The following is a 15,707-nucleotide window of genomic DNA, read 5'->3' as shown; positions in this document are numbered from 1 at the left end:
CATGGCCTGTCTGATCATTGAACGTGTCGTGTCATCGCTGGCCTGGCAGCAACTGAGCTGTCAGGCCAGTGCTTCAACGGATGATTCTCTTCCTCCCCACCCACAGCGCCGTATTCTTCAGATCGCGTTGGGCGAAAAAGTTTTGAAACAACAACACCCAACGTCTTGTGTTCTCTCACCTAGCCGGTCTGGACCATGACCATGGCAGCGATGTAGAGTGCGTGTACTGAATTATTGAGCAACACGGAAACCAACACCCATGTCTCATGACGTACAGAAAGGCTGGCTGGATCGGCCGGTAGACGAGCGCGACCATACGCTGGGGCCTTCTCATGCAAGCATTACCCTTGTCGAGTATGGCAGTTATGCGTGCGGGTATTGCCGTGAAGCCAACGAGAGCATCGCGACCGTGCGCGACTACTTCGGTGACCGGGTGCGCTATGTCTTCCGCCAGCGTCCGATTCCCCATCACGAGCTCGCGCGGCGGGCCGCAGAACTCGTGGAACGAGCGGAGGGGGAGCAATTCTGGAAGGTCCACATGGCGCTCATGACCAGGTCCTCCGAATTGACGGAAGAGGATCTGGTTGCCGTTGCTGCGGAACTGGACATCGATCCAGATGACTCACAGACCAGTGCGACGGCCGAGCGTGCCAAGGAGCGAGTGGAGTCCGACGTCGCGAGCGCCAAGGCGAGCGGTGTGTTGATGACGCCCTCATTTTTCATCAATAACCGCCGATATGACGGTCCCTGGGATGAGCAGTCTCTGTGCGACGCCATGCGCGGAACCCTGGAGCATCGCCTCCGTTCGGTGACGCTCGATTTCGTCGGCTGGGGCCCATCGGCTGGCGTGCTGCTCCTCCTCACCACCCTGCTGGCGCTCGTGCTCACCAATTCGCCGCTCGGGGCTGCCTTCGAGGCGTTGTGGCATCAAGATGTCGGGATGGTTTTTGGAGACCTCGGTTTTCGAATGTCACTCCGGCACTGGATCAACGATGGCCTGCTCACGATCTTTTTCCTAGTGGTCGGGCTGGAAATTAAGCGCGAAATCACGGTCGGCCATTTGGCGAGCCGCCGCTCGGCCGCTCTCCCGATCGCCGCCGCCATCGGCGGCATGGTGGTGCCCGCTCTCCTGTATCTCCTGATCATTCCCGCTGGTCCATGGACGTATGGCTGGGGCGTTCCCATGGCTACCGATACCGCCTTCGCGATCGCGCTGATGGCGGTGCTGGGCCGCCGTGTTCCAGTCGAATTGCGTGTCTTCCTAACGGCGGCCGCCATTGTCGACGACATCGGCTCGATCCTTGTGGTCGCGGCGGTGTACTCCGGCCCTCTTCAGCTCGGCTACCTCGCCGTCGGCGCCGTGATCGTGGGAGCGCTTGGACTGCTCAATCAATCGAGGGTGTATCGGGTGCTGCCCTACATGGCGCTCGGCATCCTGCTCTGGGCCTGCGTGCATGCCAGCGGATTGCATGCCACACTGGCGGGGGTTCTCTTGGCGCTCTTTATTCCGACCCGGCCGCCGCCTAATTTTCAAGCATTGTTGACGCAAGCCAATTTGATTGTCTCGGCTGACGAAGCCAACGGCAAAGACGTGCTCCGGCACGGACCGTCGCTGCCTGCCCTGCGTGCACTCGATGCCATCCATGAACGGTTGGAGTCTCCGGCCAGCCGCGTGTTGCGCCTTGCCGGAGGCCGTTCCACGTATCTGGTGCTCCCCCTGTTTGCCCTGGCGAACGCGGGTGTGGTGATCTCGACCGATGCCTTGAGCGGACACAATGGGTTGCTGTTCGCCATCATGACCGGGCTGGTGATCGGCAAGCCCATTGGGCTGATCTTGGCCTCGAGGATTGCGGTGTGGACCAATCTGGCGGAGAAACCGGACAGCTACTCGTGGTTGCAATTGGCCGGCGCAGGGGGATTGGCCGGGATCGGATTCACCATGTCGCTTTTCATCGCGGGACAAGCCTTCCCCATCGATGCCGACTTTGCAGCCGCCAAGCTTGCCGTGCTGGCCGCCTCGGTGCTGGCCGCGGTCATCGGCGTCGCGCTGTTGTGGGGTGCGGCAGAACAGAAAGAGCGATAGAACCACGTGCGGCCTCGTCAGTCGGCGCGGTGCTGGGCGAGCCTATGTGCTTCCTGCAGCGGGAATTTCCGTGTCATCTCATTCGACCAGTCCCTTCAGGCCACAGAAAGAGGCCGCCAGAAGGGGACTTTTCCTCTTTGAAGCCCAAGGAATGATTAGTGTAAGATGCACCGTTCGGTCGGTCGTTACCAGCTGGTTGCCGATCAGTGTAGGGAGTCTTGTGAGTTCAACCGTCGGGAGGAACTGAGCATGGTCTATCGGAGTCAGCAGGCGACCAAGTTTGTTATTGGTTGTGGGCTTGTACTGGCGGCCACGGTCGCAGGCGGGTTGATCGGGAGCCCCGCCGTATTGGCGGCAGGTGTTCCTCCGGCCTTTACCCAGGGTTTTTCTGAGATTGTGAAGAAGGTAACGCCTGCGGTGGTGAATATCGCCGTGACAGGCGGCAGTGGGGAAGGGGGGCGTCGCCGTGGTGGGCTCCCGCCCGGACCGTTCGGTGGACCTCCTGGTGGTGGTGGGGAAGAGCCGGGTGGTGGAGATCTTCCGACGCCGCCTCCGATGCCGCCGGGCCCTCCAGGGGGGCATGGACGGCCTGAGCAGAGTGCCGGATCGGGAGTTATTCTGGATCCCAATGGCTACATCGTGACGAATAACCATGTGGTCGAAGGCGCAACGCAGATTACCGTAACGCTCAGCGATCGTCGTGAGTTCACGGCCAAGACCGTAGGTACAGATCCCAAGACCGATTTGGCGGTGATTAAGATTGAGGCGAAGGATTTGCCTGCCTTGAAGTGGGCCGATTACGACAAGCTGGCGGTGGGAGATCTGGTGCTGGCCGTCGGCAGTCCGTTCGGACTGAGTTCCACGGTCACGCTGGGCATCATCAGCGCATTGGGCCGCGGGAATGTGGGCATCGCCGACTATGAAGATTTTATCCAGACCGACGCCGCGATCAATCCGGGCAACTCCGGTGGGGCGCTGGTGAATATGAACGGTGAATTGATGGGGATCAATACCGCCATTTTCTCCCGCACCGGCGGCTCGGAGGGAATCGGTTTTGCCATTCCCAGCAGCATTGCAGTGGACATTGTCGACAGCCTTCAGAAAACCGGCAAAGTGGTGCGTGGCTGGATGGGAGTGGCGATTCAGGAAATTACACCGGCCTTGGCGAAGTCGTTTAAGCTGCCGGAGCAGCGCAAGGGTGTGCTCATCAGCGATGTGAATGAGAATGGACCGTCAGCGGCCGCCGGAATGAAGCGCGGCGACGTGGTCGTTGCGTTCAACGGCAAGGAAGTGCAGAGCGTGAGCCAGTTGCGCAATCTGGTGGCGCGGACCATGGTGGGCAAAGATGCCCAGGTGAAAGTGTTGCGCGATGGAAAAGAGCAAACCATTTCCGTGAAGGTTGCTGAACGTCCCTCCGATGAGTTGCTGGCTAAAAAGGAAGCGGCTCCGCCCAAGGAACAGGGCGAGACGATCAAGCCTCCGGACAATGTGCTGGCCTCACTCAAGATTCAGGCGTTGGACAATGCGCTGATGAGCCAGCTGAATATTCCCGCCAAGACCACCGGCGTGGTCGTGACCAGCGTGGAGCCGGGCGGTCAGGCTGAGGCGGCGGGATTGCAGCGCGGGGATATCATCCAAGAAGTGAATCATGAGACCGTCAAAACAGTGGATGAATATCTAAAGGCTGCGAACAAGATCAAGAAAGACGAATTGGCGGTGCTGCTGGTGAGCCGGCAGGGCAACAGCCTGTTCGTCGCAGTCAACCCGAAGTAGGCCGAGCTGGCTGCGCCGGTGATCATGCGAGATCCGGCGCAGCAGGGTTCTGTACGATGAGGGCGCGGTGCTGAACGATTTCAACCGGTGGTTGCAGGACTCGGTCTTCAAGCCGCTGGAAGACAAAAAAATGCCGGTCATGGAGCATCTCGTCGAGCTCCAAGTCCGGTTGACGCGCGCCGTCATCGTGACCGCGATCGTGTTTGTCGTCACATTTTTCTACGCCGACGCCCTCGTGAAGTGGCTCCGCATTCCCCTCCAAAATATGTTTGTGCCCAGTACGCTGTCTTGGGAGCCGACGGATCTCCCGACGGTGCCGTTTGTCTTTCTGGCGCCCGGCGAAGCGCTCTGGCAGAACGTCAAAGTCGCCGGGTTGTTCGCCGTGGTATTGGCGACGCCCTATATTCTGTTGGAGTTCTGGCAGTTTGTCGTGCCGGGTCTGCATGTGCAGGAGCGCCGGTTTGTCGGTCCCTTTGTCATGTTGAGCACGCTGGCCTTTCTGGCTGGGGTGACCTTTTCCTTTTTCTTTGTGCTGCCCTTTGCCTTGAATTTTCTCATTTCATACGGCGTGAATGCCGGCTTTATTCCGCAACTCTCGATCGCGCAATACGTCGGTTTTGCCTTATGGTTTTTGCTCGTCTTCGGGTTGATTTTCGAAGTGCCGCTGGCGATTACGCTGATGGCCAAGCTGGGCTGGGTCGATGCGCCGTTTCTGCGGCGCTATCGAAAGTGGGCGCTGCTGGGCGCCTTTATCATTGCCGCCATTCTCACGCCGACGCCCGATCCGTTCAACCAGTGTCTCATGGCGTTGCCCATGTATGTGTTTTACGAAGTCGGCATCATCAGTGCCGGCTTCTTCAATAAGAAGAAACCGGCGCCGGAAGAATCCGCTGCCGCAGATGCGCCGCCGCTGACGCCGGCGACTATGCCGGCCGGTGCCGCGCGTATGTCGAAGTCCGGCGATAGCGAGTATGTCGGGGTGCCGACCGGAAACCCTCGTCGATAACAGAAGCGTCAGGCTTCATACGATAGATAGAAGGACACACTATGGCCCGTGAACTCAATGTCATTCAACCGTCCTCATCCGGCGGAAGCGACGCGTGCACCTACATGTGGGCCTGCGCCATCTGCGACGAAAACGAATCGTGTCAGAAAGATAAAGAAGGCCATAGTCGATGGCTCGTCGCCAAGCGGATGGAGCGCATCGAATATAAAGTGCTGATCATGAGCAACAAGGGCGGCGTCGGGAAGAGCACCTGCACGACCAATCTGGCGGTCAGCCTTGCGCTCAAGGGTTGGCACGTAGGCATCTGCGATATGGATATTCATGGGCCGAATATTCCGAAGATGGTTGGAGCGGAGGGGCAGAAGCTCAAGATCAGTACCTCGGGCGGCATTATTCCCTTCCAGGCCTACAATCTGAAAATTGCGTCCATGTCGTTCCTGCTTCAGAACCCGGACGATCCCATCATCTGGCGCGACGCGTACAAGTATGAATTCATCAATCAGCTGTTGGGTGGCGTGGAGTGGCAGGATCTGAATTTTCTGTTCATCGATTTGCCGCCGGGCACCGGCAACGAATCGGTGACGACGATCGATCTGCTCGGCAATGTCAGCGGGGCAGTCATCATCACGACGCCGCAGGAAGTGGCGCTGTTGGATTCACGCAAGTCAGTGACGTTCTGCAAAGACAGTGAAGTGCCGATCATCGGCATTGTCGAGAACATGAGCGGCCTGGAGTGCCCGCATTGCCATAAAGATATCGAAGTGTTCCGCAAGGGCGGGGGGGAAGCCTCCGCGAACGATATGGGCGTGCCGTTCCTGGGACGGATTCCGCTCGATCCCGATGTGGTGATGCAATCGGATGCGGGCGAACCCTTTGCGATGTTTAATTCCGATACGGCGACGGCCGAGTGCTACCACAATATTGCGAATCAGATCGAAGCCTTTTGTAAGAAGAGTGGATCACTCATAAAAGTGGCGCCGAGGCATGCACCACATTGAGATGGGAGCGATTGTGAAGGCGAACGACGCGACAGACGGACTCACGCGGCTTGAAGAGGCGCAGCGGATTGTGTTGGAGGCCACCCCGACGTTAGGCCTGGAGAAAGTGTCGATCCTCGACGCGCTTGGGCGTGTGTTGGGCGAGGATATCGTGGCCGAGCGCGATAATCCGCCGTGGAACAACAGCGCGATGGACGGATTCGCCGTGCGCTGGGAGGATATCAAGCAGGAGCATGCGATCGAAAAGCCGGTCACGCTCAAGGTTATTGAAGATGTGCCTGCCGGGAAAATGCCGACGAAGTCCGTCGGCCCTGGGCAGGCGATTCGTATCATGACCGGCGCGCCGATCCCGCAAGGAGCGGACACCGTCTTGAAAGTGGAGGATACGGAGCATACGCCGGATTCCGTTCGCGTTTTCAAGCCGGAACCGCGCGGTTCCAACATCCGGCCGCAAGGCGAAGACGTGAAAAAGGGTGAATGCATCATCGCCAAGGGGACGCAGATTCGTCCGGGTGATGCGGGTATGTTGGCGATCCTTGCGAAGTCCTTCGTCTTTGTCTATCAGCGCCCGCGTGTGGCCATTCTTTCCACGGGCGATGAATTGGCCGATCTGGATGAGCGGTTCAGTGAAGAGAAGATCATCAATTCGAACAGCTACGGGATTGCGGCGGCGGTACAAGAAGCCGGCGGCATTCCGTTTTTGCTCGGGATTGCTCGCGATACGCCGGAGGCGTTGAAGGAAAAGATGTCTCATGGGCTGACGGCCGACGTTCTCGTGCTGTCCGGCGGCGTCTCGATGGGGGATTACGATTTTACGAAGGCCGTGTTCCGCGAATTGGGTGCCGAGATGAATTTCTGGAAGCTCGCGATCCGGCCGGGACAGCCGCTGGCCTTCGGCAAGATTCAGGGCAAGTTGGCCTTCGGCCTGCCGGGGAATCCGGTCTCGTCGATGGTGACCTTCGAACAACTGGTGCGGCCGGCCATCTTGAAGATGAACGGGCATCGGACATACGGACGGCCGCTTGTGCAGGCGGTCATCCAAGAGAAATTTTCGAAGCGCACGGACCGCCGGCATTTTCTCCGCGGCGTGCTGACGCGGGAAGACGGTGTCTTCAAGGTCCGGACAACCGGCGCACAGGGGTCCGGGATTCTCACCTCGATGGTGAAGGCGAATTGCCTGATCGATATTCCCGTTGAAGTGGAACGGGTGAATCCTGGCGATCTGGTGACCGTGCAATTGTTGAGCGGGGAAGCCTGGAAAACGCAGGCGGAGCATACCCACAGCACCGGGCATAAGACGTCCTGTTGTTGATCCTGGAAAGGGACTGAGCCCATGGCCGTGCCTATCGTGTCATTTGTCGGCCGGTCGAACAGCGGCAAGACCACGTTGATCGAGCGCGTGATTCCCGAGCTGGTGCGGGCGGGGTATCGTGTCGCGACGGTGAAGCATGCCGGCCACGGCTTCGATCTTGATACCGAAGGGAAAGACAGCTGGCGCCATAAACGTGCGGGGGCCAGCAGTGTCATCGTGATGTCTCGCGGCAGCCTGGCGATGTTTGCCGATGTGCCCGAGGAAATGAAGGTTGAGGAAATTCGGGACCAGTTTCTCGATGGCTCCTACGATCTCATTATTGCGGAAGGCTGGAAGAGCGAAGGGTATCTGAAGATTGTCGTGATTCGCGAGCAGGTCGGCGAAGTGCCGGTTTCTCCCGACGGGTTGCTGGCGGTCGTCTCCGACAAGCCGATCGATCTTCCGGTGCCGGTCCTGGACTTGAACGATGTTACGGGTGTTGCGGCCCTCATCATCAAGCACTTCCCGCGCGTCACACATGAATTGGAACCGTAAAGCGACGCTGATTCTAGCCTTGATCGCCGGAGCCTTTGCCTTCGGCGGGATCGCAATTCCCCTGACGAATCACCCGAAGTTTTGTGCCAGTTGCCATACCATTACGCCTTCGTATGACAGCTGGGTCACATCGTCTCACAAAGACGTGACCTGTGTGGCCTGCCATGTCCGTCCCGGCCTCGAAGGGTGGCTCCATGACAAGGCGTGGAACGGCACAAAGGATTCGATGATTCATCTATTCGGCACGCCGACCGATTCTCACAACCTTCAGGCGAAGGTGGGGTCGGAGGTTTGTCTGGGCTGTCACCGGAACATCCTACGGATCTCTGAGATCGCCACGCGAGATCTGCCTGCACCGGTGAAAGATGTGGGGTTGGTCATGAGCCACCGTGCCCATATGGAGGCCTTTGGTGTGAGGGGACAGGATGAGGGGTGCACGACATGCCATTCGGGTGTCGTGCACGAACAACCGATCAAGGGCTATCCGATTGTGATTCCACGCGGCCATGTGGCGGCCGATAGCCAGCCCTGGTATCCCGATCATCCTGAAGGGTCGTATCTCCGCACCCGGGCGTTGTCCGACTGTTTCCGTTGCCATGACGGCAAGCAGGAGTATAAGGGAAAGCCAATCAGCCGGAAGTGCGAGACCTGCCATCTCCCTGAAAAAATCGGCGCGGCGTTACTATTCAACTAATATCCAGGATTCGTTCGATGGCGTCACCCGTTCTTGAAGCCCGCAGTCTGACCAAAACGTTCGGCGACTTTACGGCCGTCAACGGTATTTCGTTTGCCCTGCAGCCCGGAGAAATCCTCGGTGTCTTGGGGCCGAACGGCGCGGGCAAGACGACGACGATGCACATGCTGCTCGGCCTCATTACACCCACCTCCGGGACGATCTCGATGTTCGGGATGGATCTGGAGACCCATCGAGAGGCCATCCTGCAGCAGGTCAACTTTTCATCTACCTATATGTCGATGCCGCAATCGCTGACGGTCGAGGAAAATCTGTGGGTTGTCGCCAGGCTCTATGGCCTGCCCGATGTGCAGCGAAAGATCGATGACATCGTGAAGAAGTTAGAGATGGGGGAGTTTCGGCACAAGGTCACGCGCAAGCTTTCGTCCGGGCAGATGACGCGATTGACCCTGGCGAAGGCCTTTTTGACTGAACCGAAAATTCTGTTCCTGGACGAACCGACGGCCAGCCTGGATCCTGATATCGCGCATAAAATTCGGGCGTTGCTAAAGGATGAGCAGCGGACCACCGGCTTGAGCGTCCTCTATACCTCCCATAACATGCGGGAGATGGAAGAAATGTCCGACCGCATTATCTTTCTCCAGAAGGGAAATCTCGTGGCCGAGGGAACGGCGGCTCAAATTGTGTCCCGCTTTGGGCAGGCGGATTTGGAAGATGTGTTCTTGAAGTTGGCCAGAGAATCATAGCGGCCCCGTAAGGCGGGGAAGGAATGGAGTGCGTCTATCATGATCGAGACAGCCATCTCATTTGCGCTGGGGCTAGTGCTGGGGGGATTTGGCGTGAGTGCTTGCTGGGGACTCTTCTGGTCGGGGTTTGCTCTTGTGGGGGCCCTCCGAGGCACCAGTAAGTGGCAGGTGGTGCGGGCCAGCCTCACGGCGGGATTAGTTCCGCTGTTGATGGTGGTGGCGGTGGTGTGGATGATGGATGGCGCGCGCGCGGGCACCTGGCCATTTCTGCTGGGCCTGGCGGGAGTCCCGGTGGCGCTGCTCGGATTGGGCCTGAGGAAATTACCGGATGGCACGCGTGTCGGCGAGCGGCTTGTGGGTGGAGCCCGGACGATGATGGATACCATGATGGGGCGGCATAGCGGTTGCGGGGACTGCGGCGGCTGCGGCGAAGAACATCATCACTAGGATTGCATGAAGCTCCATCGGATTACCGCCATCGTGTTCCGTCATCTCTATCTCTATCGCCGGAGTTTGCCCCGGATTATGGAGATCTTCTACTGGCCGTTTTTAGATCTGGTGATTTGGGGCTTCATTACCCTCTACCTCGCACGGTATCAGACGCAGGTTCCCGGATTTGTCACATTTTTTCTCGGGGCGCTGATTCTCTGGGACGTCCTGTTTCGGTCTCAGCAGGGGATTACCATTTCGTTTCTTGAAGAGCTCTGGTCGCGCAACTTGATGAATCTGTTTGCGAGCCCGCTGAAGCCGAGCGAGTTTCTTGCTGCGACGATGGTCATGAGTATTTTCAAGGTCGTGTGTGTGTCGCTAGTGATGGGGCTCTGTGCCTGGTTGTTTTACGATTACAGCATATTGATTATCGGACTCTGGTTACTCCCCTTCGTCTTAAATTTGGTGGTAACCGGGTGGGTCATCGGCGTGTTTACCACGTCGCTGATTATGCGGTTCGGGCAGGAGGCCGAGGTGCTGGCTTGGAGTATGGTGTTCCTCTTCCAGCCGATCTCCTGCGTGTTCTATCCAATGGATGTTCTCCCGGTCTGGCTGAAGCCGATCGCTTGGGCCAATCCAGCCGCGCATGTGTTTGAAGGGATGCGCGGCGTGCTCAGCCAGTCCGGCCAGCCGGTTGAGCATCTTGGCTGGGCAATCGGGCTGAACCTCCTATTTTTGGCGGCCATGATCGCCTGGTTTCACCGGACATTTGCCTATTGCCGGAACCAAGGTCTGCTGGTTCGGGTCGGGGAGTAACATTGAATTCAACAGACCCCTGTGTTAGGCTACGATTACCTCATCGCCAGGGCCTCGCGATGAATCGTCAAAATAAAGCAGGCCCGCAACGATGTTGCCTTGCCCGGGAATTTCGTCGGAAGTCAGACCTGAGTCGCCGCATTGATCGCGTCTTCGGCCCGCTCCTTCCTCCGTCACTCGAGTCCAAGACAATATCATCATTTTCAAAGGAGGAACCCACATGGGTTCGAAGATCTACGTCGGCGGGTTGCCCTATGCGGCGACCGAACAACAACTCAGTGAACTGTTTGCCGCGCATGGAGCCGTCGAGTCTGCGCGCGTGATCACGGACAAGTTCACCGGCCAGTCACGGGGCTTCGGCTTCGTGGAGATGGCGTCTGATTCTGAAGCTCAAGCAGCTATTACGGCCTTGAACGGCGCCGATTTCGGCGGCCGTACCTTGACCGTCAATGAAGCGCGCCCGCAGGAGCCCCGCACGGGTGGCGGTGGTGGCGGACGCGGTGGATTTGGCGGCGGCGGTGGTGGCCGTGGTGGTAACGGTGGCGGCGGCGGCGGTAAGCGCGACCGCTGGTAATACATTTTGTGCCATGAGTCGTCATGAAGGGGCTGCCACCGCAAGGTGGCAGCCCCTTCGGCGTTTCCGCGGCTGGCGGTCTTGTCATTCTCAAGATGAGGATGATAAGACAGCCTGGTTGGACGGCCGGTCCGTTGTTCCAAGGAGGAAGCCCGTGGAGAGTCAGCGAGAGGGGCGTTCGTCGACTGTGGCGCTCTCGGATCTGCAGTCATTTTCATTCCGTCAGAGCCCGGTCCTGATCGTGGAAAATTTTTGGTCGGCCGATGAGCGGCAGTATTTCCGTGATGCAATGAATCAGGCGGCATGGAAGAGTTTGTCAGACCTTCCCAAGGTGCGGGAAGATTTTCCGGATTCAGGCAATTGGGCGAAAGCGGAGATCGGACCGGCGCAGGGCAATCGATTCCTGTCCCGGCTGCAGCTGCCCTGTATTCAGGAATACATGGAGTCGTTTCCGAATATCACCGGTCGCCACATGGGCTTCAGCTACTATTCCTATTCGGCCGGCGACTGCCTGTTGACGCATGACGATACCTCCCAAGGCGAGCCGGTCGGAGGACGACTGGCGCCACGTCGTCGCATTGCCGTCGTGGCGTATTTTCATGAGGAGTGGCAATCGGATTGGGGTGGGGAATTGATCGTGTATGCCACCCGGTCAGCTCACACGGCGGAGAAGCCGGCGTTGTCCGTCACGCATTGTATCGAGCCACGTCCGGGGTCCCTTGTCATGTTCACCGTGCCGCGGTTTCACCGCGTGTGCCGAGTCGATCAAACGGCCGGTCAGCACCGGCGACTCTCCATCGCCGGCTGGTTCATGACGGAGCATGCGTAGCGATCTCGTCTGGTTTCCAGCCACACAACCGTTCTTGTGCATGACGGTGACGTCTGGGGAAGGGGTTACCCGAACCAGTCGATGTCGTTCGCCGCGTTTCCCTGGCGCACCTTGAGCGTTGGAGGAGGGCTCTGGAGGACATCGCGAATCAGCTGAGTCAAGGCGGATTTTTCAAATGGCTTTTGCACGAACGGCAGTGTACCTCGCTTGATGCCGTGGCTGGCGAGTTCCTTGTCCGGGTTTCCAGACATCAAGATGATTCTCAATCCAGTCCGAAGCGTGGCAGCACGCATGGCCAGCTCATGCCCATGCACATGAGGAAACTCATTCGAACCTGATGCGAGTTGAAATCCTGGGGGAGGCAGGACTAAATCGGTCAAGAGGACATCGATGGATCCTTCGTGTTTTGCGCAGATCTTCAGCGCCTCTGAACTCCCGTCAGCCTCAAGGATCGTGAATCCTTCCGGTTGGAGCAGCGCTCGGCACAGCTTAACGATCGACGGTTCGTCGTCCACGACGAGGATCGTCGTGGCGGTTGGGGGGGATGGCTGATTGGAGACTGGGCGGTCCATAGCAGTATAGGTCTCCTAATAGGTTTGCTGCTTGATCGGATAGATCCAGCCTATTCTTGAGGGTTTGTCAGCGCCAGAAAATACGTATTCTGCGCTACGCTCGTGGCAGCGTTCAAGGACGATCACGCGTGTGGCGGTGGATAGACTGGGCAATCCTGACTAGGAGGGTGATGCGGCAGCGGCGGGCGGCTTCCATCCTCCCCCCAGCGCTTTGAAGAGGCTGACCATGTCCGTCAATCGTGCCCGCTCTGTCATGACCACTTGGGTTTCCGCCGTGAGCGCGCTTCGTTGGGCATCAAGCACATCCAGATAGTTGACCAGGCCTTTGCGATACCGGACCGTGGCCAGCGTCACCGCAGTCTGAGCCGCGGTGAGTTGCTCCCGTTGGCGAGCCAGTTGCTCGGCTCTGCTCTGGAGTGACACCAGCAGATCGGCAACCTCTCGAAAGGCTTGGAGGATGGTTTGCCGATAGCTCTCCAGCATTTGCTGGTAGCGGGATTCCGCCTGATCGAGCCGGGCCACGTTGGTCCCCCCAAGGAAAATCGGTAGCGTGATCGAGGGGCCGATACTATAGTTCCAGCTGTTCCCTGAAAACCAATTGGCAAATTCGGCGCTTTGGAGGCCGCCCTGCCCGGTGATGGACAGGGTGGGGAAGAAGTAGGCGCGCGCTTGTCCGATACGGGCATTGGCGGCGATCAGTATGGACTCGGACTGGAGAATATCCGGTCGCCGCTCCAGCAATTGTGAGGGCAAGCCGACAGGAATGTCCGGTTGGGTCACGGTCGACCTGAGCGGCATGCGGGGGAGGTCTATGGAGCCCGGTGTGGAACCGGTGAGGACTTCCAGCCGATGCCGTTCGAGCGCCCGGCTTCGAGTTAGGTCGGGGATCAACCCGGCGGCTTCTGCCAGTAGGACGTCGGTTCGCGCCACATCCAGATCGGAGGCCAGGCCAACCGCTGCTCGTTTCTTAATAATGTCCAAAAATTCCTGCCGAACCGCGACCGTCCTGGTGGCGATTTCAATCTGCTCATCGAGCTCCCGAATGCGGAAGTAGGACTGGCCGAGATCGCTGATCAGCGAGAGGGCGACCGCCCGGGCATCCTGTTCATTCGCGCCCACTTCGGCGATGGCCGCTTCTTCGCCGCGGCGGATGCGGCCCCAGAAGTCCAATTCCCAGCGCAGATCCAACGATCCGTTCCAGAGGTTGAACGTGCTGCCGGGAGTGGCGAATACTTGTGGGCCCGGCTGCCCTCCCTGCGCGAGACCCAGGCCCGCGAAGGTGTTTTTTGAGACGGCCAGGCTGCTGTAACTGCCCTGTAGATTGACTTGGGGATAGAGCCCCGCAGAGGCGGACATGACGGCGGCCCGGCTTTCCAGGACACGAGCCACGGCGCGTTTCACATCGTGATTGTGTTCCAGGGCACGCTCGATGAGGCCGGTGAGTTCGTCATTCCCGAACGCGCGCCACCATTCGGCATCGGGCTGTTGATCGAGAGGAAATGTTTCCTGATCCGCGTGGGCCATCTGCGACCAAGTGGTTGGCACCTCGATCGACGGGCGCTCGTAGTTTTGCCCCTGCACGCAGGCCGTCACGCTCAGTGTGGCGAGCGCGAGGCTGAGTGCAGCTATACGTCGCGTCATGGCGCCGGCTCCTGCGGGTGAGTGGCGGCGGGATGAGGCGTGGGTGCTGCCGGTTGGCGCTGGATAAATACATCGACCTGCTGGCCGGCATAGACGGGAAACGGCGGCCGATCGAATCGGTAGATGATCTGAAGCACCCTGGTATCGACCCGTTCGCTGTTGTCTCCGGTCAGCGATTTCTTGGGCACCACATAGGGCTCGATCCGGACGAACGTCAGCGGGATTTTGATGTCTGCCATGGATTTCAGGGAGGCCACTCCAGGCGCCTGTGGAGCGACCAGCGGAGCATTGACCTCATCGACGTCGGCGCGCACTTGGAGCCGTTGGGTATCGCCGAGCAGCAGGAGCGGCTCGCTCGCTCCCGGAGTGGCGTACTCGCCCGCCCGCACATTGACCTGCAAGATTGTCCCTTCGCGTGGAGCCCGGACCGTGAGCCGTTCAAGGAGGATTGTGGCTTCGTCTCGCTGGGCGATCGCCTGACTCAGATTCGCTTCGAGACGTTGTTGCGTGCGCTTCGCTACTTCGAGGGCGTACCACGTTCGTTTGAGATCGTCTTCACTCACGGCCCGTTCGTCGCGCACTGACTTCAGGCGGCGCAGCTGGGTGTCGAGATCGCCGATGCGGTATTTTTGCTCGTCGATCTGGGCTTGTAGCGGGGGAATGGCCGCATCCCGGATCAGCAGCTGGGCGCGCAACTCCCGGTCGTCGAGTTGGAAGAGCGGCGCGTGGGCGGTCACCTGATCGCCGACGGCCACGAACATTTTGGTGATCAAGCCGGCGACCGGTGGCGCGATGCGGACGTTCTCGTTGACGGCTTCGATGATGCCCGATGCCGCGACGGTTTGCTCATAGGGGGAACGCGGGGGCTCTGTGATGGGCGTCGGCATCGGCTCAATCTTATTAGCGCCCATCAATGCCCAGGCAGCGAAGGCCACTCCGGCCAGCGCGGCCCAGACACTGAAACGTTTGAAGATAATCATGCCGTGCCCTCTCTGGTGATCGTTTCGATACCGACAATGCGTCCGTCAGTAAGGTTGGCCATACGGTCGCCGAAGTGAAAAATGCGGCTGTCGTGAGTGACGATGACCACGCAGCGGTCCGGCGCGCGGCCCACTTCGCGTAACAGCTCCATGATCTTCTGCCCGTTTGGGCCATCCAGCGCTGCAGTCGGTTCATCGCAGATGAGCAGGCGCGGCTCATTGACCAGGGCCCTGGCGATGGCCACGCGTTGCTGCTGCCCGCCGGAAAGACTCTTCGGTAGGAACTCCGCACGGTCGCCCAGGCCGACACGGTCGAGCATGACTCGTGCTCGCCGCAGGGCTTCGGAGCGGTTGATCCTCTGGATCAGGAGGGGCACGGCGACATTCTCAGCCGCCGTCAATGCAGGCAACAGGTTGAATTGCTGATAGATGAATCCCATGGTTTGACCGCGAAACGTCGTGCGCTTGCCGGCCGGTAGCGCGCTCAGCGGCACGCCCAGCACATCAATGTTGCCTTCATCAATATCGAGAATCCCAGCAATGGCTGACAGCAGCGTGGTTTTCCCGCCGCCGGATTCGCCGACGAGCAACAGCATCTCGCCCAGATAAATATCGAGGTCGATGCCTCTGAGCACGGTCACTTTTGTGTCGCCGGTGCCGAAGGATTTCACGATGCCGCGGAGGCTGACGGCTGCCGATGGTGTGTGATGATCCGTCATG

Annotated in this window: 16 protein-coding genes; 12 read left to right on the top strand and 4 right to left on the bottom strand. The window is 59.1% G+C overall.

Features of this window, described 5'->3' with window-relative positions:
• The first annotated feature begins 259 nt into the window (after positions 1–259).
• The 12 genes from nhaA (at position 260) to NITLEN_RS12930 (ending at position 11,794) form a co-directional block, all read left to right on the top strand.
• Entirely contained in the window at positions 260–2,083 is a 1,824-nt protein-coding gene (gene nhaA / locus NITLEN_RS12985; RefSeq protein ID WP_121990039.1) for a Na+/H+ antiporter NhaA, read from the top strand.
• A gap of 249 nt (positions 2,084–2,332) precedes the next feature.
• The gene (locus NITLEN_RS12980) at positions 2,333–3,856 is read left to right on the top strand and encodes a Do family serine endopeptidase (protein WP_121990038.1); all 1,524 of its coding nucleotides are present in this window, start codon (positions 2,333–2,335) and stop codon (positions 3,854–3,856) included.
• Positions 3,857–3,923: 67 nt separating this feature from the next.
• Positions 3,924–4,862 (top strand): twin-arginine translocase subunit TatC, encoded by a 939-nt coding sequence (gene tatC, locus NITLEN_RS12975; protein ID WP_245924466.1) that lies wholly within the window; start codon positions 3,924–3,926, stop codon positions 4,860–4,862.
• A gap of 41 nt (positions 4,863–4,903) precedes the next feature.
• Positions 4,904–5,860: an Mrp/NBP35 family ATP-binding protein gene (locus NITLEN_RS12970; protein ID WP_121990037.1), complete on the top strand. Its 957-nt coding sequence runs from the start codon at positions 4,904–4,906 to the stop codon at positions 5,858–5,860.
• On the top strand, positions 5,847–7,172 hold the full coding sequence (locus NITLEN_RS12965; RefSeq protein ID WP_245924465.1) for a molybdopterin molybdotransferase MoeA: 1,326 nt from the start codon (positions 5,847–5,849) through the stop codon (positions 7,170–7,172). The genes NITLEN_RS12970 and NITLEN_RS12965 overlap by 14 nt, the downstream gene beginning before the upstream one ends.
• Positions 7,173–7,193: 21 nt before the next feature.
• Positions 7,194–7,706, top strand: a complete 513-nt coding sequence (mobB, locus tag NITLEN_RS12960; protein WP_121990036.1) for a molybdopterin-guanine dinucleotide biosynthesis protein B — start codon at positions 7,194–7,196, stop codon at positions 7,704–7,706.
• Positions 7,690–8,400, top strand: a complete 711-nt coding sequence (locus tag NITLEN_RS12955; protein WP_121990035.1) for a cytochrome c3 family protein — start codon at positions 7,690–7,692, stop codon at positions 8,398–8,400. The genes mobB and NITLEN_RS12955 overlap by 17 nt, the downstream gene beginning before the upstream one ends.
• A gap of 17 nt (positions 8,401–8,417) precedes the next feature.
• Complete coding sequence (locus NITLEN_RS12950) at positions 8,418–9,146, top strand: ABC transporter ATP-binding protein (RefSeq protein ID WP_121990034.1); 729 nt, start codon at positions 8,418–8,420, stop codon at positions 9,144–9,146.
• 39 nt (positions 9,147–9,185) lie between these two features.
• Positions 9,186–9,593, top strand: a complete 408-nt coding sequence (locus tag NITLEN_RS12945; protein WP_121990033.1) for a hypothetical protein — start codon at positions 9,186–9,188, stop codon at positions 9,591–9,593.
• A 6-nt stretch (positions 9,594–9,599) separates the two neighbouring features.
• Positions 9,600–10,391, top strand: coding sequence for an ABC transporter permease (locus NITLEN_RS12940; protein ID WP_121990032.1), 792 nt, complete (start codon positions 9,600–9,602; stop codon positions 10,389–10,391).
• 220 nt (positions 10,392–10,611) lie between these two features.
• Positions 10,612–10,965, top strand: a complete 354-nt coding sequence (locus NITLEN_RS12935; protein WP_121990031.1) for an RNA recognition motif domain-containing protein — start codon at positions 10,612–10,614, stop codon at positions 10,963–10,965.
• 154 nt (positions 10,966–11,119) lie between these two features.
• Complete coding sequence (locus NITLEN_RS12930; RefSeq protein WP_181416852.1) at positions 11,120–11,794, top strand: 2OG-Fe(II) oxygenase; 675 nt, start codon at positions 11,120–11,122, stop codon at positions 11,792–11,794.
• A gap of 65 nt (positions 11,795–11,859) precedes the next feature.
• Here NITLEN_RS12930 and NITLEN_RS12925 read toward each other — a convergent pair whose 3' ends face one another.
• From NITLEN_RS12925 to NITLEN_RS12910, 4 genes are all read right to left on the bottom strand, one after another.
• Positions 11,860–12,366 (bottom strand): response regulator, encoded by a 507-nt coding sequence (locus tag NITLEN_RS12925; protein WP_121990029.1) that lies wholly within the window; start codon positions 12,364–12,366, stop codon positions 11,860–11,862.
• A 159-nt stretch (positions 12,367–12,525) separates the two neighbouring features.
• Positions 12,526–14,007 (bottom strand): efflux transporter outer membrane subunit, encoded by a 1,482-nt coding sequence (locus tag NITLEN_RS12920; RefSeq protein ID WP_121990028.1) that lies wholly within the window; start codon positions 14,005–14,007, stop codon positions 12,526–12,528.
• Positions 14,004–14,987, bottom strand: coding sequence for an efflux RND transporter periplasmic adaptor subunit (locus NITLEN_RS12915; RefSeq protein ID WP_121990027.1), 984 nt, complete (start codon positions 14,985–14,987; stop codon positions 14,004–14,006). Before NITLEN_RS12915 ends, NITLEN_RS12920 begins: the two co-directional genes overlap by 4 nt.
• The gene (locus NITLEN_RS12910; protein ID WP_121990026.1) at positions 14,984–15,706 is read right to left on the bottom strand and encodes an ABC transporter ATP-binding protein; all 723 of its coding nucleotides are present in this window, start codon (positions 15,704–15,706) and stop codon (positions 14,984–14,986) included. The genes NITLEN_RS12915 and NITLEN_RS12910 overlap by 4 nt, the downstream gene beginning before the upstream one ends.
• Position 15,707: the final 1 nt, after the last annotated feature.

The sequence above is a fragment of the Nitrospira lenta genome (assembly GCF_900403705.1).
GTDB lineage: Bacteria > Nitrospirota > Nitrospiria > Nitrospirales > Nitrospiraceae > Nitrospira_D > Nitrospira_D lenta.
This window is presented reverse-complemented; position numbering and strand designations above follow the sequence as displayed.

What these genes read in the sequence shown, in the direction of transcription:
- nhaA (WP_121990039.1), top strand. Translation starts at nt 260, where the DNA reads ATGTCTCATGACGTACAGAAAGGCTGGCTGGATCGGCCGGTAGACGAG.
- NITLEN_RS12980 (WP_121990038.1), top strand. Translation starts at nt 2,333, where the DNA reads ATGGTCTATCGGAGTCAGCAGGCGACCAAGTTTGTTATTGGTTGTGGG.
- NITLEN_RS12970 (WP_121990037.1), top strand. Translation starts at nt 4,904, where the DNA reads ATGGCCCGTGAACTCAATGTCATTCAACCGTCCTCATCCGGCGGAAGC.
- NITLEN_RS12965 (WP_245924465.1), top strand. Translation starts at nt 5,847, where the DNA reads ATGCACCACATTGAGATGGGAGCGATTGTGAAGGCGAACGACGCGACA.
- mobB (WP_121990036.1), top strand. Translation starts at nt 7,194, where the DNA reads ATGGCCGTGCCTATCGTGTCATTTGTCGGCCGGTCGAACAGCGGCAAG.
- NITLEN_RS12955 (WP_121990035.1), top strand. Translation starts at nt 7,690, where the DNA reads ATGAATTGGAACCGTAAAGCGACGCTGATTCTAGCCTTGATCGCCGGA.
- NITLEN_RS12950 (WP_121990034.1), top strand. Translation starts at nt 8,418, where the DNA reads ATGGCGTCACCCGTTCTTGAAGCCCGCAGTCTGACCAAAACGTTCGGC.
- NITLEN_RS12945 (WP_121990033.1), top strand. Translation starts at nt 9,186, where the DNA reads ATGATCGAGACAGCCATCTCATTTGCGCTGGGGCTAGTGCTGGGGGGA.
- NITLEN_RS12940 (WP_121990032.1), top strand. Translation starts at nt 9,600, where the DNA reads ATGAAGCTCCATCGGATTACCGCCATCGTGTTCCGTCATCTCTATCTC.
- NITLEN_RS12935 (WP_121990031.1), top strand. Translation starts at nt 10,612, where the DNA reads ATGGGTTCGAAGATCTACGTCGGCGGGTTGCCCTATGCGGCGACCGAA.
- NITLEN_RS12925 (WP_121990029.1), bottom strand. Translation starts at nt 12,366, where the DNA reads ATGGACCGCCCAGTCTCCAATCAGCCATCCCCCCCAACCGCCACGACG.
- NITLEN_RS12920 (WP_121990028.1), bottom strand. Translation starts at nt 14,007, where the DNA reads ATGACGCGACGTATAGCTGCACTCAGCCTCGCGCTCGCCACACTGAGC.
- NITLEN_RS12915 (WP_121990027.1), bottom strand. Translation starts at nt 14,987, where the DNA reads ATGATTATCTTCAAACGTTTCAGTGTCTGGGCCGCGCTGGCCGGAGTG.
- NITLEN_RS12910 (WP_121990026.1), bottom strand. Translation starts at nt 15,706, where the DNA reads ATGACGGATCATCACACACCATCGGCAGCCGTCAGCCTCCGCGGCATC.